Genomic DNA, 16,575 nt, shown 5'->3' on the forward strand with positions numbered 1-16,575 from the left:
GAGGAGCAGCACATGAACGCACGTCTGGCCGGCCGGACCGCACTGGTCACTGGCTCGACCGACGGCATCGGCGTCGGCATCGCACAGGCCCTCGCCGCCGAAGGTGCGAACGTCGTCGTCAGCGGCCGCAACGCCGAACGCGGCGCACAGGTCGTCAAGAGCATCGCCGACAAGGGCGGCCAGGCCAGGTTCGTCGCCGCGGACCTCGGCGACGGCGAGGGCGCCCGTGCGCTCGCCGAAGCCGCCGGGCCGGTCGACGTCCTGGTCAACAACGCCGCCCTGCTGATCATGCCCCAGCCCACGGGCGAGGTCGCCGAGGAGCTCGTCGACCGGGCGCTGGCCACCAACATCAAGGCCGCGTTCCTGCTGACCGGCCTGATCGCCCCGGCCATGGCCGCCCGCGGCGGCGGCGCGATCGTCAACCTCGGTTCGGTCAACGGGTTCAACGGGAGCGCGCAGTCCGCGCTCTACAGCATGACGAAGGCCGCGGTCCACTCGCTGACCAAGTCGTGGGCGGCGGAGTACGGGCCGGGCGGGGTGCGCGTCAACACCGTGGCACCCGGCCCGACGCGCACCCCGCGGAACGCCGGGGTCATGGACCACATCGAGCCGTTGATCGCCCGGACGCCATCGCGCCGGATGGGCACGCCGGAGGAGGTCGGGGCCGCCGTCGTGTTCCTGGCGAGCGACGAGGCCGCGAACATCCACGGCGCGACGCTGTCCGTCGACGGCGGCCTGGCCGCCGTCTAGTTCACGCACGAACCGGTGCCGGTCCCGCCGGTCCCGCCGGTGAAGTCCCGCACGAACGCCTGTACCTGCGCCGGGTCGACCTGGAACGCGTTCACCTGAGACACGAAACCGTTGTCGCCCACCGGGATCGTGGCCACGCGCAGGTCGTGGACCTGGCTCAGGCTGCCCGCGAGGTCCAGCAGGTTCCAGCCCTGGTCCACGCGCACGCTGTCCCGCACGGTGGTCAGGAACCCCTGGTCGGCGAGCTTGCCGCCGGTGACCACCTGGTTCGCCAGCGAGCGCAGGAAGCTCTGGAGCCGCACGATGCGGTCCAGGTCACCGTTGGGCAACCCGTGGCGCTGGCGCAGGAACGCCAGCGCCGCGGGGCCCGCGAGCACCTGCTGCCCGGCGGGGAAGGACGTGCCGGAGAACGGGTCGTGCACCGCGTTGCGCAGGCACACCGGTACTCCGCCGACGGCGGTGCTCAGCTTGGCGAACCCGGCCATGTCGACCAGCACGAAGTGGTCGGCCTGGGTGCCGGTCAGCTCCCGCACGGCGCCGAGCAGCGTCGACGCGCCGCCGCGGGCGTAGGCCGAGCCGAGCTTGCCCATCCCGAGCCCGGGCAGGTCCACCCACGAGTCGCGGGGCAGGGAGATGGCCGAGGCCGACCCGTCTCCGCCGAGCCGCCCGAGCACGATCGAGTCGGCGTTGCCGCCGTCGTCGAGGCCCACCAGGAGGATGTTCTGCGTGGTCGCGGGCGGTGTCGCGACCGGCGGCGCGCTCCGGTGCAGTGCCTGTGGGACCACCACGGCCGTGATGGCGGCGACGACCGCGGCGACCGCGGCGACCAGGATGAGCCCACGGCGGCGGGGCCGAGCCCGGCGCCGTTCGAGCTCGGCCAGCACGAGCCGGGGGTCGACGGCACGGTCGGCCTCGGCGGCGAAGGCCTCGCGGATGAGACGTTCGGTCGAGCTCATGACAGCGCCTCCCGGAAGGTGGGGTCGGGCGCGCCGGCACGCAGGGTGCCGAGCGCGCGGGAGATGTGCGAGCGCACGGTCCCGGCGGAGCAGCCGAGCACCCCGGCGATCTCGGCGTCCGTGCAGTCCTCGTAGAAGCGCAGCAGGATCGCGGCGCGCTGCTTGCGCGGCAGCGTCGCGATGCGGGCGCGCATGGCGTCCCGTTCGGCGTAGGAGTCGGCGTGATCACCGCTCGGCGTGCCGATCGCGTCCAGCGTGGCGTGGGTGGACGCGATCGTGCGCGCCGCACGCCGCCGGCGCCACGAGAGGTACTCGTTGGTCACCATCTTCCGCAGGTAGCTCTCCGGCGCCTGCATCGCGGCGATCCGTGCCCACCGGGCCTGCGCGCGCACCAGCACCTCCTGCACGACGTCCTGCGCCAGGTACGGGTCGCAGGTCAGCGCGGTGGCGAAGCGCAGCAGCCGGTCCAGCCGGTCGGCCACGAACTGCTCGAAGCGGTCGGGCACGCCAGCTCCTTTCTGCTCGATCGGGGTATGCGGACCGGACAACGCGACGGGACCCCCGGATTGTTGAGTCAGCGGGCGAATTCTTTTCGCAGCCGCGCCAGACCCTGGTCGATCCGCTCGGCCTGGATCGCGCCGTACCCCAGGACCAGCCCGTGCCGGACCGGCTCCTGGGCGCAGTAGGACGCGAGCAACTCGACTCGCACGTCGTCGGCCCCCGCCGGGACCGGACCGTCGGCGAGCGCGCAGACGTGCAGTCCCGCGGCGGAGGGCACCAGCTCCAGCCACGGCGCGAAGTCGCGCCGGAGGATGCCGGTGACCAGCTCGTGGCGCCGGGCGTACTCGCGCGTCGCCTTGCGGATGTGCCGGGTCAGCAGCCCCTCCTCGACGAACCGGGCGAGCGCGGCCTGCGTGGTGAGGTCGCCGTGCCAGTCGGTGAGCTGCTTGGCCGTGTGCAACGCGGGGCGCAATGCGGCGGGCGCGATGACGAACCCCAGGCGCAGCATCGGCAGCAGCGTCTTCGAGAACGAGCCGACGTAGACGACGCGGCCCGTGCGGTCGAGGCTCTGCAGCGGTTCGAGGGGACGGCCGGAGAAGCGGAACTCGCTGTCGTAGTCGTCCTCGACGATCAGCGCGTCCCGCCGCTCGGCCCAGGCGAGCAGCGCGGTGCGGCGCGCCAGCGACATCGGGACGCCGAGCGGGAACTGGTGCGACGGCGTGACGTGGATCAGCCGCGCGGCGGGCGGGATGGCGTCGACGCACAGGCCTTCCCGGTCGACCGGCACGCCGGCCACCCGCGCGCCGAGCGACCGGAACAGCCGGCGCGCCGGGGGATAGCCCGGTTCCTCCACGGCCACGCAGCTGCCGGGCTCGACGAGCACCCGGCCGAGGATGTCGAGCGCCTGTTGCGCGCCTGCGTGACGAGCACGTCCGAGGCGTCCGCGCGGACCGAGCGCGAGGCGCCGAGGTGGTGGGCGATGGCGGCGCGCAGTCGCGGATGCCCGGCCGGGTCGCCGTATCCCGCCGGATCGACGGCATTCGCACGCAGGGTGTGCCCGATGAGCCGGCGCCAGGTCTCGATCGGGAACAGCCGTCCGTCCGGCACCCCGACGCTGAAGTCGAACGCCTTCGGACTCGCGGATTCCAGCGCCGGGATGTCCTGCCACACCTTGCGGACCTGGGTGCCGGTGCCCCGCGGGGCGCGGCGGCCGCGGCGGGCCGTGGCGCCGGTGACGAACGTGCCCGCTCCGACCCTGCCGACGAGGAACCCTTCGGCGACAAGGCGTTCGTATGCGGCGGCGACGGTGTTGCGGGAGACGTCCAGCGTGCCGGCGAGCTCCCGGGTCGGCGGCAGGCGCTCGCCCGCGGCGAGGCGGCCGTCGAGGATCGCGTCCAGCAGCTCGCGGTAGATGCGGGCGACCAGGTCACCGCGGCCGGTGAGGTTGACCTGCAGGTCCATCCCGGCAGTGTATTGGCCCAAACAAATCTGTTGATATTGGCGCTGGGACCTGACCAATATCGTTCTAGCGTCATCGCCATGACCTCCTCCGCCCGGGCACTCGCCTTGGCGCAGCTGGCCAACTCCGTCGGCGACGGCGCCTGCTTCGTGTGCTCGGCCCTCTACTTCACGCTCGTCCTGGGCTTCTCGGCCGCGCAGGTCGGGCTCGGGCTGACGGTCGGCTGGGCCCTCGGCGCGGTCGCGGGCGTCCTTGCCGGGCACGTGGCCGATCGCCGGGGAGCGCGGGGGACGGCGGTGTTCCTCGCCGCCGCGACGGCCGTGTCCCTCCTGCTGTTCCTGCTGGAGGACTCGTTCGCGTTCTTCGTGCTCTCGGCCTGTCTGTACTCGGCCTGCCGGTCCGGGCTTTCCGCCGCACGGCAGGCATTGCTCGCGGGTCTGGTCGGCTCGTCGGAGCGGACCCGGACGCGCGCCCGGCTGCAGTCGGCGCAGAACGTGGGTCTCGCGGTGGGCGCCGCGCTCGGCGGTATCGCGTTGAGCGTCGACACCCGGGAGGCGTTCCTGGCGGCCTTCGCGCTCGACGCGGCGACGTTCGCACTCGCGGGCCTTGCCCTGCGCCGGCTTCCCTCGGTCGCTCCGTGCGGGCGGTGCGCGGGGAGCCGGCGCTGGCCGTGCTGCGCGACCGGCCGTATGCCGTGCTGGCGCTGGTGAACGCCGTGATGCTGCTGTACATGCCGATGCTGAGCCTGGTGGTGCCGCTGTGGATCGCGCACCGGACGGTCGTGCCGCACTGGCTGATCTCGGTGCTGCTGATGCTGAACACGGTGAGCGTGGCGCTGTTCCAGGTGCGGGTCGCATGGCGGGTGACCGGCCCGCACAGCGCGGCGCGGTTCGTGCGGTACGCGGGACTGGCGTTGCTGGCCTCGTGTGCGGTGTTCGCCCTCTCGGCGACGGGGGGCCCGGCCTGGGCGGCCGCGCTGATCCTGCTGGGCGCGGTCGGATTGCAGGTGATCGGGGAGCTGCTGCTGGCGTCCGGGGCGTGGGAGATCGGCTTCGGCCTCGCGCCGGAGGACAAGCAGGGGCAGTACCAGGGCTTCTACGGCGCGGGCGTGCCGGTCGCGCGGATGCTGGGGCCGCTGCTGCTCACCGGTCTTGTCCTGACGCTGGGCCCGGTCGGCTGGCTGGTGCTCGGCGCGCTGTTCGCCACCGCGGGCTGTGCGACGATGCCCGCGGTGCGCTGGGCCAACGGTCGGATTGCAACACGGTAAACAGGTGGGCACCCGCCGGCGTGCCGGGAAAGATCACCGGGTGATCATCAGCAGGCAGGACGTCGACGAGCGGCTCGGGGCACTGTCGGTCGCGGCGCGGTGGGGCAACGGCGCCGCCGCCACCGAAGCCATGGCAGGAGCCGGTCCGGAGCTGTGGCTCGCCGTGGACGAGGCCGTGCGGCGCTGGTGGAAGCTGCCCGGCGGCCAACGGCCCGCCGAGATCGTGCTGCGGGCCTTGTCGCGTGACGGCTACATCCGCGAAACCGCCATCGCCGACACCGGTCGGCTGGACGAGCGGCTCGCGTTGCCCGTGCTCGCGATCCGCGCGGCCGACTGGGTGCCGCAGGTGCGCGAGGCCGCCCGGCGCGCCTGCCTGAGCCACCTCGCCCGCGACCCCATGGCCGCCCTCACCCTGCTCCCGATCGCCTCGCGGCTGCGAAGACGGGCGCACGGCGAATGGCTCGCCGCCACCCTCGGCGAAACACTCGCCCGCACGCCCGAAGTTCTCACCGCCGCACTCGTCTCGCCGGAGCGGCTCACCCGTCGTGCCGCGTATGCCACCGGCGGCCTGGGTCCCGGCCGGCTGAAAGCCGGACTGCGCGACGCCGACCTCCCGATCCGCCTGAGCTGTGCGAAGGCTCTCGCCGGCAGCGAGGACCCCGAGGTCCGGCAGCTGTTGCGCACCAGCGGGACGGCCGCCCTGCGCGCACTGGCGATCAGGAACCGCGACGACGCCCTCGCCGCGTTGACCGACCGCAGCTCCCTGGTGCGCGCGCACGCGCAGCTCGCCCTGCGCCGCGGCGGCGAGGATCCCGCCGTCCACTACCGGAAGGTGCCCGGAGCCGACGCGGTCGCGGGTCTCGGGGAAACGGGCACGGACAGCGACGCGCCGGCGCTGCTGCCGTTCCTCGGCCACGAGCGGCCCGGTGTGCGGGCCGAAACGATCCGCGCGCTGCGCCGTCTGCGCTGCATCCCCCGCACCGAACTCGTCGCGCTGCTGGTGGCGGACCCCGCACCACGGGTGGCGCGGCAGGCGATGCTTTCGCTGCTCGGCTGCGCCGAGCTGATCGACGAGCGCACCCTGCTGGACCTGCTCGACGGCGACCGGCGGCACCTCGCGCACCGCCTGCTGTGCGCCCGCGACACCTGGACCCGCGTCGTCGTCGACCTGCGGCTGGCGCTCGACCCGGCCCAGCCGCTGCGCGAGAACGCCCTGCGCGACCTGCGGAACTGGCTCACCCACCAGTCCGCGCGCAGCTACACCTCGCCGGGTGGCACCCGCGCGGGTGAGCTCGCCCAGCTGGTCGCCAGGGCCGAACCCCTGCTCGGCGCGCGGCAGGTGCGGCACTTGCGCATGTTCCTCTAGATCTTGCGTTGCGCCGCGTAGAGGCACGCGAGCGCGATGAGCGTGAAGAAGGCGGCCGCGGTCCACGCCCACCAGGCGGTCATGGTGACCGCGAGGTAGACCTGCATGCCGGCAGTGGCGACGAAGACGAGCGAGCACAACAGCCACCACCAGCGGCGGTACCGCGCGCCGGTGGCGCCAGAGTGGATGTGCACGACGCCTCACCTCGACCGGTTGGGGTTATGCACGGTTATCGGCGCAGGCCCCGGGCCGTTACGGGATACGCGTCACGCGTCGGCGAGTGCGGCCTCGCAGGTCGTGTACAGGTCGAGCACCTCGTCGAGGCCGGTCATGCTGAACGCGCGTTGCGTTTCGCGAGCCGAGGCGACGATCCGCACGCTCCCGCCGGACCCGGTCCGCTCGTGCGCGGTGACCAGCGCCGCCAGCCCGGCCGAGCCGAGGAAGTCCACCTTGCCCAGGTCCACCACCACCGCCCGCGGACTGTGCTCGCGGATCTCCTCCAGGCACTGGGTGAGCTGCGGCGAGGTGAGCATGTCGAGATCTCCGGCCACCGTGAGCACCGCGACTTCGGGCTCGGCCCAGTGTGTCGTGAGGCTGAGCGAACCGGGGTGGGGACCAGGTGGCTGCGTCGTCACGCGGAGACCTCCCTGTTCGGCGCCTCACGGCGCGACGGGCGTTACGGACCAGACCAGGGACACGGTCGCGACGTGCACGTCGAACCCACCCTGATCGCGCCTTTCCCCGGGCGAGGGCAGGCGGAACGGCTGTGGGCTCAACCGTGGTAGTGCAGCGTAGTCGTGATCTTGCATCCCGCAACCGCGCGGCCGGTCACGACGTGGCGCTTACAGTAACCCCAGGCGATCGCGGCCCGTAGCCCGGATGTGTTGCGATGCGGTCGAAGCAACTTCCGTGGTCGCTCTGTGTTTCCGGTACCTGACACCCGGGTATCCGCCGCTCGCATGGAGAGGTCAGCGGAGGTGATCGCCCGGATGTGCGCGGCGCGGGGGCACGGCGAGCAAATGGAACGGCTCACTCTCGGTGGGCTGACCGACCTGGGGAAGGTGCGGGAGGCCGTGCGGAAGCTGCTCCTCGACTGTGCCCAGGACGACGTCATCGACGCCGTGCTGGTCGCCGACGAGCTGGGCACCCTCGCGTGCGAGTACGGGAACCTGCCCGCGGCCATCAGCGTGATCCGGTCCTACGGGCAGCCGTCGCTGCGGGTCGCCGTGAACGCCGCGCACCTTTCGCTGCCCACCTCGACCAGCCGGTCGCGGACCACCAGGCACCTGCTGGAGGCGTGTGCCATGGACTGGGGGATCGGCAACGAGGGTGTGCAGATGATCCTCTGGGCCTGCGTGGCGCTGCCGAGCGCCCAGGCCGGGGAAGACGGGGACCACGACGGTTTTCCCGCGCCGCGGATGTTCCAGTCCTAGGGAGCGTCCTCCCGTCGGCAGATTAGCTGCCCGGAGCGCGCCGTTCAAGGTGCTAATACGTATTAGTGCTGTGCCCCGGTCGGACCGGACAGGAACCGGCCCTTTTCTTGACTTCCGCTCGCGCGTCGCTGAGCCTCTGCTAATCCGCATTAGCGACGAGGAGGTGCGGAGTTGGCAGCGCGAGGCAGGATGCCGAGGCAGGCGGACATCGCCCGGATCGCGGGGGTGTCCCAGGCGACCGTGTCCGTCGTGCTCGGCGGGAACAGCGCCGTGCGGATGGCCGAGTCGACCCGGCGCCGGGTGCTGGAGGTCGCCGAACAGCTGGGCTACGTGCCGCACCCCGTGGCGACGCGGCTGGCGTCGGCGCGGTCGAACCTGCTCGGGCTCTACACCTTCCGCGCCACGTTCCCGACCGACGTCGCCGACTCCTACTACCCGATCCTGGTCGGCGTCGAGGAGGAGGCCGCCGCGCTGGGGCAGGACCTCATCCTGTTCACCGGCACGAGTGGTCCCGGCGCCTCCCACGAGGCCGCCATCCGCCGCACCCGGATGGCCGACGGCTGCCTCTTCTTCGGCAGGCACGTGCCCGAGGAACCCGTCGCGCGGCTGGTCGACTCCGGGTTCCCGCTCGTCTACATCGGCCGCCGCGCCGAGCTGGACGGGCGGATCCCCTACGTCGGCGCCGACTACGTCAGCGCGTCGGCCGAGGTGCTCACCCGGCTGAAAGGGCTGGGACACCGCGAGATCCGCTACGTCCGCGAGTCCGACGAGGCGCCCTCGTCCACCGACCGGCAGCGTGGCGTGCTGGAGGCCGCGCCGGAGACGACGGTCGTCCGCATCGACGGCCCCGAACTGGACCCCGGCACGGTGCGTGCCTGGGTTCGCGACGGCGTCACCGCGGTCGTCGTCGAGGGAACCGACACCGGCGCCGCGTACACCGCCGTGCGCAAGGCGATCGACGCCGCCAGACTGTCCACACCGGACGATCTCTCGCTGGCCGTGCTCGGCGGTCCGCCGGAGGTGAGCGGTTTCGCGGTGCCGATGCGGGAGATGGGCCGTCGCGCGGTGCGCCTGCTCGTCGACCTCGTGACCGAGCGGCAGACCACACCACAGCAGCTGCTGTGGTGCCCACCGGTGGCCGGCTCGACCGTTGGCGCACCACGAACCCGTTAGGACGGAGCATGCCTGAACTCGACACCGAGATCCTCGTCGTGGGTGGAGGCGTCGGCGGCGTGGCCGCCGCGCTGGCCGCCGCTCGCGCGGGCCATCGGGTCGTGCTGACCGAGGAGACCGACTGGCTCGGCGGGCAGTTCACCGCCCAGGCGGTGCCCCCGGACGAGAACCCGTGGATCGAGCGCTTCGGCGGCACCGCGACCTACCGGCAGGTGCGCGAGGGGATCCGCGGCTACTACCGCCGCAACTACCCACTGCGCGCGGAGGCCGCCCGGCTGACCGACCTCAACCCGGGCGCCGGGCGGGTCAGCAAGCTGTGCCACGAGCCGCGCGTCGCGCTCGCGGTGCTGGAGGAGATGCTCGCGCCGCACCGCGCCGCCGGGCGGATCACCGTGCTGCTCGAACACCGGCCGGTGGCCGTGGACGTCACCGGGGACCGGGTGGACGCCGTCACCGTCGAGAAGGCCGGGGAGCGCACGACGATCCGGGGCGGCTACGTGCTCGACGCGACCGAGAACGGGGACCTGCTGCCGATGGCGGGGGCCGAGTTCGCCGTCGGCGCCGAGTCGCGCGACGAGTACGGCGAACCGCACGCACCCGAGCAGGCGGACCCGGGCAACCTGCAGGGCATCACCTACTGCTTCGCGGTCTCGCACCACGCCGGGCAGCAGCACGGGATCGACCGGCCCGCGATGTACGACTTCTGGCACTCCTACCGGCCGGACTTCTGGCCGGGCCCACTGCTCGGGTTCCTCGCGCCGGACCCGCGCAGCCTCGAAGCGCACGAGCGGACCTTCGACCCCAACCCGGACGCGGACCCGCTCGCGATCACCGCCGACCAGAGCGCGGACGCGGGCGACAAGGAGCTGTGGGGCTTCCGCCGCATCCTCGCGCGCGGCCTGCACCAGCCGGGCGCGTTCGAGTCGGACATCACCCTGGTGAACTGGCCGCTCAACGACTACTGGCTGCGGCCCGCGCTGGAGATCGACGGCATCGCGGGTCCCGACGACGTGGCACGCGCGCACTACGAGGCCAAGCAGCTGTCGCTCTCGGTGCTCTACTGGCTGCAGACGGAGGCGCCGCGGCTCGACGGCGGCACCGGCTTCCCGGGCCTGAAGCTGCGCCCGGACGTCGTCGGCACGGCGGACGGGCTCGCGAAGTCCGCGTACGTCAGGGAATCCCGGCGCATCCGCGCGGTCACCACCGTGACCGAGCACGACGTGTCGCTGGACATCCTCGGCCCGACCGGGCGGAAGTTCCACCCGGACTCGGTGGGGGTCGGCAGCTACCGCATCGACCTGCACCCGTCCACGTCCGGCGACAACTACGTCGACATCGCGAGCGTGCCGTTCGAGATCCCGCTCGGCGCGCTGCTGCCGCGGCGGGTGCGGAACCTGTTGGCCGCCGCGAAGAACATCGGCACGACGCACATCACCAACGGGTGTTACCGGCTGCACCCGGTGGAGTGGAACATCGGCGAGGTCGCGGGCCACCTCGCCGGGTTCGCGCTGCGGCGCGGCAGCGAACCGCACCAGGTCCGCGAGAACGACAAGCTCTTCGAGGAGTTCGGCCGGGTCCTGGACCAGGCCGGCGTCGAGCGCCACTGGCCCGAGGTCCGCGGCTACTAGAACCCACCAACTGGAGGTGTGGCAATGACGCAACATCCCCCCAGACATGTCCGGATCGGCATCGATGTCGGCGGCACGTTCACCGATGCCGTCGTCGTCGACGCCCGGTCCTTCGAGCTGCTCGGCCAGGTCAAGGTCCCGACGAGCCACGACCACGCGGACGGTGTCGCGCACGGCATCCTGGAGGCGCTGGAAAAGCTCCAGGCCGACGTCGGCATCGGCGCGCGGGACGTGTCCTTCCTCGCGCACGGCACGACGCAGGCCACCAACGCCCTGCTCGAAGGAGACGTCGCGACCGTCGGCATCGCCGGGATCGGCGCCGGGTTCGACGGGTTCGCCACGCGGCGGCTCACGGCACTCGGCAAGCTCGAGCTGGCGCCTGGCCGACGCCTGCCGATCCGGTACGCGGCGGTGCGCGACGCGAGCGACCCGGTCGCGGTCAAGGAGGCGCTCGCGCGGCTGCGCGCAGAGGGCGCGGAGGTGATCGTCGCCGTCGAACCGTTCAGTGTGGACGATCCCGAAGGCGAGCAAGCCGTCCTGGACGCCGCGCGCGAACAAGGTCTGCTCGGCACCTCCACGCACGAGATCACCAGCCTCTACGGGCTGACGAAGCGGGCACGCACAGCGGTGCTCAACGCGGGCATCATGCCGCGCATGGTCTCCACCGCCGACCTCGTGGAGGCCAGCGTCCAGCGCGCCGGGATCACCGCGCCGCTGATGGTCATGCGCGGCGACGGCGGCGTCATGTCGTTGCCGGAGATGCGGCGGCGGCCGTTGCTGACAGCGCTTTCCGGCCCGGCGGCGGGCGTCGCGGGCGCACTGATGGGGGAGAAGCTCAGCGAAGGGGTCTTCCTGGAGACCGGCGGCACCTCGACCGACATCAGCGTCATCCGGCGCGGCCGGGTCCAGGTGCGGCACGCGCATCTCGCCGGCCGCGAGACGTACCTGCCCGCGCTCGACGTGCGGACCGTCGGCATCGGCGGCGGCTCGCTCATCCGGTTCTCCGGCCGCGCGGTGACCGACGTCGGCCCGCGCAGCGCGCACATCGCCGGCCTCGCGTACGCGTGCTTCGCCCCCGCGTCGGCCCTCACCGACGCGAAGCTGGTCACGATCTCGCCGCGTCCCGACGACCCCGCGGACTACGTCGCGCTCGAAGCGCCCGACGGCACCCGCTACGCGCTCACATTGACCTGTGCGGCGAACGCCCTCGGCATCGTGCCGGCCGGTTCCTACGCGCGGAGCGAGCCGGAGTCCGCGCGGCTCGCCGTGCAGCCGCTCGCCCAGGCGCTCGCCGTCCCGGTGGAGGAAGCCGCCAGGACCGTGCTGCGGCAGGCGATCAAGCCGGTGCGGGACGTGGTCGACGAGCTGGCCCGCGAGTACCAACTCGACCACCTGACGCTCGTCGGCGGCGGTGGCGGAGCGGCGGCCGTGACGCCGTTCCTGGGCGAGGAAGCCGAGCAGGACTGGCGGATCGCCGCGCACAGCGAGGTGATCAGCCCGCTCGGCGCGGCACTCGCGCTGGTGCGGGAGTCGGTGGAGCGGATCGTGCCCGGTCCGTCCAATGCGGACATCCTCGCCGCACGGGCCGAAGCCGAGGCCGCGGTGATCGCGCAGGGCGCGGACCCGTCCGGTGTCGAGGTCGACGTGACGGTCGACCCGCGGCGCAACCTCATCCGCGCCATCGCCACGGGCGCGACCGAGCTGCGTACGAAGGACCGTGCGTCCACAGTGGACGAAGGCGTGGTGCGCGGCGAAGTGGCACGCAGCATCGGCGTCCCGGTGGCCGAGGTCGAGGAGCTGGCCGCGGCGGGGCAGCACCGGGTGTTCGGCGCCCGGGCCAGGCGCAAGGGGCCGCTCGGCAGGTTCGCCGCGCCGGTGCGGTACGTCCGGGTGGTGGACGGCGAAGGCGTGATCCGCCTGCACAGCACGGGCGCCGCGGTCGAGCAGACCGATGTCGCGTCCGCGCAGAGCCGTCTCGCGACGTTGGTCGACCAGCACACCCATTACGGCGACGGCGGTTCGCGCGCGCCCGCGCTGTGGCTGCTCGCCGGGCCGAAGATCGCGGACCTGTCCGGGGTCCTCGACCGGGACCAGCTGGTCGCCCTGATCGGCGCCGAGCTCAAGACGCGGGCACCGGCGGAACCGGTCGTCGCGATCCTGGAGGACCGGAAATGAGCGACGTCGATCTGGCCGCCGAGCTGCTGCGCGCCACGCCGATCCACGAGCGCCGCAGCGAGGAGCAGTTGCGGGCGTGGGCGGAGATCGCACTGTCCTATGGGGACGAGCTGGCCGACCGGCCGGACCCGGACGAGGAGATCGAGGTCGTCGAGCGCGACGGTGGCCTGCGCGAGGGCGAGCTGCTGCTCGCGGAGTACCAGAAATCCACCGTGACGCTGTACCGGGACTCCTTGGCACGAGTGGAAAAGCTGGCCGCGCGCAAGGGGTGGGCGGTGTCGCGCGAAGGGCTGCGCAGGGCGGCCGTCGCGCACGAGCTCGTCCACCACCGCCTCGACGTCCGCGAGCTCAACCGCAGGCTCGGGCACACCGCCGCGCGGCTGGGCAGGCTGCGCATCCGGGGGCACGTCGCCGGGGCCGACGAGATCGTCGCGCACCGGTTCGCCCACCGCCGCAGCGGCCTCGGCGTCAGCCCGCTGCTGCTCACCACCGCACTCCGAGGAGACTGACCATGGGTATCGCGATTCTGGCCCTGATGGCCGTGGGCGTGGTCCTGATGCTGACCCGCGTGCTGCCCACCGCGTTCGCGCTCGTGCTGCTGGCACTGGGCATCTCGATCCTGGCGCGGGCGCCGTGGACGGGGGACAAGAACAGCATCCTGACCGCGGTGCTGCAGAACGGCGCGCCCGCGCTCGCGTCGACGATGATCGCCGTGCTGCTCGGTTCGTGGCTGGGAGCGCTCCTGGACGAGACCGGCATCGCCGCGACGCTGGTCCGCAAGATCGTCGAGTTCGGCGGCGAGCGGCCGTCGGTGGTGGCGCTGGGCGTGTTCGCGGTGTCGATCCTGTGCGGCAGCATCACCGGCTCCGCACCCGCCGCGATGCTCGCCGGTGTGGTCGGCATCCCCGCGATGAGCGCCGTCGGCGTCTCCCCGGTCGTCGCCGGTGGCACGGTGCTGATGGGCGTGGGCGCGGGGTCGCCGCTGGAGCTGCCGGTGTGGCAGTTCCTCGCCGACGCGCTCGGCTCGCCGGTGGCCGACGTCCGGTCGATCATGATCAAGCTGTTCCCGGTGGCGCTGGTCGTCGGCATCGCGTACGTCCTCATCGAGACGCGCCGCAGGGGGGCGCGGCACGCGTGGGCGGTGAAGCTGGACCGGCCGAAGGCACGCGTCCGCCGCGGCGACGCGCCCTGGTACGCGCTGCTCACCCCGCTGGTGCCGATCGTGCTGGCGCTCGGGTTCGCCGTCCCGATCGTCCCGTCGCTGCTGGCGGGCCTGGTGTACGCGCTGGTCACGACGACCAAGTGGGGCGAGCTCAACGGGCGCGCACTGCGCTCGCTGTACAAGGGGTTCGAGGTGGCGGCGCCGCCGATCGCCCTGTTCGTCGCGATCGGCATGCTGCTCGCGGCGGTGAAGCTGCCGGGCGCGAAGAGCGCGCTGACGCCGATCGTGTCGGCGATCAGCCCGTCCGGCGCGGTGTGGTTCGTCGTGGTGTTCGCGATCCTCGTGCCGCTGTGCCTGTTCCGCGGGCCGCTCAACGTGTTCGGGCTCGGGGCCGGGGTCGCCGGGGTGCTGGTGACCGGCGGGATCTACCCGCTGCCGGCGGTGGTCGGGCTGATGGCCTCGTACAACCAGGTGTTCGGCGTGTCGGACCCGACGAGCACGCAGACCGTGTGGGCCGCGCAGTACGCCGGGGTGCGGCCCGAGAAGGCGATGATCTCGACGCTGCCGTACACCTGGGTCGTCGGGCTGGGCGGGATGATCCTGACCGCGGTGCTGTACCTGTGATCACGACGTCCGACGGGCTGCGGCTGGAGTCGGCGTGGCAGCCCGGTGGCGGGCAGGCGGTGGTGCTGGCGCACGGCATCACCGCCGACCTCGACGAGCAGGGGCTGTTCGTGGCACTGGCCGGACGCCTTGCCGCGGCGGGGTTTTCGGTGCTGCGGTTCTCGTTCCGCGGGCACGGCGGGAGCGACGGGGAGCCGCGGGACATGACGGTCGCGGGGGAGCGGCTGGACCTGCGGGCGGCGGTGGACTCGGTCGGGAGCCCGGTGTCGATCGTCGCGTCGAGCTTCGGCGCGGTGAGCACCGCGCTGTCGCTGGCGTCGCTGCCGGTGCGGTCGGTCGTGTTGTGGCAGCCGGTGCTGGACCTGCGCGGAACGTTCCTCTCGCCGTCGTTGCCGCGTGCCCGTGCGTTGTACGAGGACAAGACTTCGTTGCGGGAGAAGGGTTTCCTCGACATCGAGGACAGGTTCGAGCTGGGTGCCGGGCTGTTCGAGGAGTTCGCGGTCCTGGACCCGCTGGCCGCGTTCCTGGCGAGTGACGTCCCGGCGTTGGTGGTGCACGGGGATGAGGACGAGCACATCTCGTACGAGGTGGCGCGCGAGGCGGCGGCGTGCAGAGGGCGAACGGATTGGTACCCGGTGGCCGGGGATGGGCACGGATTCCGGCGGACGGGGTCGGAGGTGGTGGAGGTGACGGCGCGGTGGCTGGTGAGGCAGGCGGGTTTGCGCGACTCGACCACCTGCATGAGGTGACGTAGGCGGCTTTTCCTGGCTCATCTTTGAGCCTGCCCGTCCGGCGAGGACTCTCTTGATCTTTAGAGCCGCGCGCTGCGCGCGGGTGGCTGGGGTACGCCCGTCCCACCCCGATCGCTGAGTGTTCAGCGGTCGGCCCACCGGGTCAAGGCGGGAAAGATGCCTTGACCCGGCGTGTCCACCGCTAGGGACGCTGGGGATCGGGGTTAGGGAGCGGGCTGGGTGCGGGCGTTCTTGGCTGCCGTTGCCGGATCGCCATTTGTGGGTGGTTGGGCGTTGTCGGGTTCGCCGTGGCCGGGCCAACGCGCCGAAACCCCACCACCCGGCACGGCGTCAACCCTGTCCGAAGCGTCGCCCGATCTCCGTCACTTCGGGCAACCCGGCGAACTCCGTGAACTCCCCGAACCCCGGCAGTCCCGCCACCGCGTTGATCGGCGTGCCGTCCTGCGCGATCTGCGCGTAGACCTCCCGCACGGCACGCGTCGCCGCGAGGAGGGCCGCGATCGGGCAGATCACGAGCCGGAAACCCAGCTCCCGCAGGCGTTCCATGCTCGTCGGCGGGGTCTTGCCACCCTCGGCCCAGTTGAACAGCAACGGAAAACCCTCGAACTCCGCCGCCACGTGTTCGATCTCCTCGTCGGTCTGCAGGGCCTCCACGAAGAGCGCGTCCGCACCCGCGTCCCGGTAGCGCCGCGCCCGGTCGATCGCCGCGTCGACGCCTTCCACCGCACGTGCGTCGGTGCGGGCGATCAGCACGAAATCGGGGTTCCGCCGCGCGGCGACGGCCGCCCTGATCTTGTCGACCGCCGTATCCACGGGTACCACCTGTTTACCCTCCAGGTGCCCGCACCGCTTCGGCGCCACCTGGTCCTCGAGATGGATGCCCGCCACCCCGGCTGCCTCGTACTCCCGCACCGTCCGGATCACGTTCAGCGCATTGCCGTAGCCGGTGTCGGCATCGGCGAGCACCGGCAGGTCGACCGCCGCCGTGATGTGCCGCGCGGTGTCGACCATCTCGGTCATCGTGAGCAGGCCGACGTCCGGCCGCCCGATCAGCGAGGCCGTCACCCCGAACCCGGTCATGTACACGGCCGGGAACCCCGCCTCCTCGGCCAGCCGTGCGCTCAGCGCGTCGTACGCGCCCGGCGCCACGACCGGCTCACCTCCGGCCAGCAGCTCCCGCAGCCGCTTCGGTCCGTCGCATCCGTCACTGAGCAGGCTCGCCACCGTTGACCCTCCGTAGTCGTCCCCACCACCCTATCTCGTGGCGAAGCGGCTCGAAGGTTTCGTCGTTCCCCTTCGCGGGCAGGCAAAAGAGCAGGCGGGAGAGTC

The 16,575-nt window shown here is 72.5% G+C and carries 16 protein-coding genes and 1 pseudogene; 11 read left to right on the forward strand and 6 right to left on the reverse strand.

Annotation, left to right across the window (positions count from 1 at the left end; all coding sequences use genetic code 11):
• The first annotated feature begins 12 nt into the window (after positions 1-12).
• Positions 13-750, forward strand: a complete 738-nt coding sequence (locus LWP59_RS10070) for an SDR family NAD(P)-dependent oxidoreductase (protein ID WP_144643093.1) — start codon at positions 13-15, stop codon at positions 748-750.
• On the opposite strand, the gene LWP59_RS10075 is transcribed toward LWP59_RS10070, so the two are convergent.
• The 3 genes and pseudogenes from LWP59_RS10075 to pdxR all read right to left on the reverse strand — a co-directional run bounded on the left by LWP59_RS10075 (position 747) and on the right by pdxR (position 3,668).
• Complete coding sequence (locus tag LWP59_RS10075; RefSeq protein WP_144643094.1) at positions 747-1,706, reverse strand: LCP family protein; 960 nt, start codon at positions 1,704-1,706, stop codon at positions 747-749. The two genes, LWP59_RS10070 and LWP59_RS10075, sit on opposite strands and share 4 nt — an antisense overlap.
• Complete coding sequence (locus LWP59_RS10080; protein WP_144643095.1) at positions 1,703-2,212, reverse strand: SigE family RNA polymerase sigma factor; 510 nt, start codon at positions 2,210-2,212, stop codon at positions 1,703-1,705. The genes LWP59_RS10075 and LWP59_RS10080 overlap by 4 nt, the downstream gene beginning before the upstream one ends.
• 68 nt (positions 2,213-2,280) lie before the next feature.
• Positions 2,281-3,668 (reverse strand): annotated as a pseudogene (gene pdxR, locus LWP59_RS10085) (MocR-like pyridoxine biosynthesis transcription factor PdxR).
• A 78-nt stretch (positions 3,669-3,746) separates the two neighbouring features.
• Between pdxR and LWP59_RS10090 the strand changes: the two are divergent.
• The 3 genes from LWP59_RS10090 to LWP59_RS10100 are packed head-to-tail and all read left to right on the forward strand — an operon-like array spanning position 3,747 to position 6,299.
• On the forward strand, positions 3,747-4,376 hold the full coding sequence (locus LWP59_RS10090; RefSeq protein WP_233459069.1) for an MFS transporter: 630 nt from the start codon (positions 3,747-3,749) through the stop codon (positions 4,374-4,376).
• Positions 4,313-4,933, forward strand: a complete 621-nt coding sequence (locus tag LWP59_RS10095; protein ID WP_233459070.1) for an MFS transporter — start codon at positions 4,313-4,315, stop codon at positions 4,931-4,933. Before LWP59_RS10090 ends, LWP59_RS10095 begins: the two co-directional genes overlap by 64 nt.
• Before the next feature lie 4 nt (positions 4,934-4,937).
• The gene (locus tag LWP59_RS10100) at positions 4,938-6,299 is read left to right on the forward strand and encodes a hypothetical protein (protein WP_229857268.1); all 1,362 of its coding nucleotides are present in this window, start codon (positions 4,938-4,940) and stop codon (positions 6,297-6,299) included.
• Here the strand turns inward: LWP59_RS10100 and LWP59_RS10105 are convergent.
• The gene (locus LWP59_RS10105; protein WP_144643096.1) at positions 6,296-6,493 is read right to left on the reverse strand and encodes a hypothetical protein; all 198 of its coding nucleotides are present in this window, start codon (positions 6,491-6,493) and stop codon (positions 6,296-6,298) included. The two genes, LWP59_RS10100 and LWP59_RS10105, sit on opposite strands and share 4 nt — an antisense overlap.
• A gap of 72 nt (positions 6,494-6,565) precedes the next feature.
• Positions 6,566-6,934: an STAS domain-containing protein gene (locus LWP59_RS10110; protein ID WP_144643097.1), complete on the reverse strand. Its 369-nt coding sequence runs from the start codon at positions 6,932-6,934 to the stop codon at positions 6,566-6,568.
• Positions 6,935-7,258: 324 nt separating this feature from the next.
• Here LWP59_RS10110 and LWP59_RS10115 point away from each other — a divergent pair, with 324 nt between their 5' ends.
• The 7 genes from LWP59_RS10115 (at position 7,259) to LWP59_RS10145 (ending at position 15,243) form a co-directional block, all read left to right on the forward strand.
• Entirely contained in the window at positions 7,259-7,732 is a 474-nt protein-coding gene (locus LWP59_RS10115; RefSeq protein WP_144643098.1) for a hypothetical protein, read from the forward strand.
• A gap of 189 nt (positions 7,733-7,921) precedes the next feature.
• Positions 7,922-8,905: a LacI family DNA-binding transcriptional regulator gene (locus LWP59_RS10120; protein WP_144643099.1), complete on the forward strand. Its 984-nt coding sequence runs from the start codon at positions 7,922-7,924 to the stop codon at positions 8,903-8,905.
• Positions 8,906-8,913: 8 nt separating this feature from the next.
• Complete coding sequence (locus LWP59_RS10125) at positions 8,914-10,533, forward strand: FAD-dependent oxidoreductase (RefSeq protein ID WP_144643100.1); 1,620 nt, start codon at positions 8,914-8,916, stop codon at positions 10,531-10,533.
• Between the two features lie 24 nt (positions 10,534-10,557).
• The gene (locus LWP59_RS10130; protein ID WP_144643101.1) at positions 10,558-12,708 is read left to right on the forward strand and encodes a hydantoinase/oxoprolinase family protein; all 2,151 of its coding nucleotides are present in this window, start codon (positions 10,558-10,560) and stop codon (positions 12,706-12,708) included.
• Positions 12,705-13,217 (forward strand): hypothetical protein, encoded by a 513-nt coding sequence (locus LWP59_RS10135; protein ID WP_144643102.1) that lies wholly within the window; start codon positions 12,705-12,707, stop codon positions 13,215-13,217. The genes LWP59_RS10130 and LWP59_RS10135 overlap by 4 nt, the downstream gene beginning before the upstream one ends.
• 2 nt (positions 13,218-13,219) lie before the next feature.
• A complete protein-coding gene (locus tag LWP59_RS10140; protein WP_144643103.1) occupies positions 13,220-14,494 on the forward strand; it encodes a TRAP transporter large permease in 1,275 nt (424 codons plus the stop codon).
• Positions 14,491-15,243 (forward strand): alpha/beta hydrolase, encoded by a 753-nt coding sequence (locus LWP59_RS10145; protein WP_144643104.1) that lies wholly within the window; start codon positions 14,491-14,493, stop codon positions 15,241-15,243. Before LWP59_RS10140 ends, LWP59_RS10145 begins: the two co-directional genes overlap by 4 nt.
• 333 nt (positions 15,244-15,576) lie before the next feature.
• Here LWP59_RS10145 and LWP59_RS10150 read toward each other — a convergent pair whose 3' ends face one another.
• Positions 15,577-16,470 carry an isocitrate lyase/PEP mutase family protein gene (locus LWP59_RS10150; protein ID WP_144643804.1) on the reverse strand — a complete coding sequence of 298 codons (894 nt, stop codon included), beginning with the start codon at positions 16,468-16,470 and terminating at the stop codon, positions 15,577-15,579.
• Positions 16,471-16,575 lie beyond the last annotated feature (105 nt).

Source organism: Amycolatopsis acidiphila (assembly GCF_021391495.1).
Taxonomy (GTDB): domain Bacteria; phylum Actinomycetota; class Actinomycetes; order Mycobacteriales; family Pseudonocardiaceae; genus Amycolatopsis_E; species Amycolatopsis_E acidiphila.

Coding starts and splice junctions, on each gene's coding strand:
- LWP59_RS10070 (WP_144643093.1), top strand. CDS start 13: ATGAACGCACGTCTGGCCGGCCGGACCGCACTGGTCACTGGCTCGACC.
- LWP59_RS10075 (WP_144643094.1), bottom strand. CDS start 1,706: ATGAGCTCGACCGAACGTCTCATCCGCGAGGCCTTCGCCGCCGAGGCC.
- LWP59_RS10090 (WP_233459069.1), top strand. CDS start 3,747: ATGACCTCCTCCGCCCGGGCACTCGCCTTGGCGCAGCTGGCCAACTCC.
- LWP59_RS10115 (WP_144643098.1), top strand. CDS start 7,259: ATGGAGAGGTCAGCGGAGGTGATCGCCCGGATGTGCGCGGCGCGGGGG.
- LWP59_RS10120 (WP_144643099.1), top strand. CDS start 7,922: ATGCCGAGGCAGGCGGACATCGCCCGGATCGCGGGGGTGTCCCAGGCG.
- LWP59_RS10125 (WP_144643100.1), top strand. CDS start 8,914: ATGCCTGAACTCGACACCGAGATCCTCGTCGTGGGTGGAGGCGTCGGC.
- LWP59_RS10130 (WP_144643101.1), top strand. CDS start 10,558: ATGACGCAACATCCCCCCAGACATGTCCGGATCGGCATCGATGTCGGC.
- LWP59_RS10135 (WP_144643102.1), top strand. CDS start 12,705: ATGAGCGACGTCGATCTGGCCGCCGAGCTGCTGCGCGCCACGCCGATC.
- LWP59_RS10140 (WP_144643103.1), top strand. CDS start 13,220: ATGGGTATCGCGATTCTGGCCCTGATGGCCGTGGGCGTGGTCCTGATG.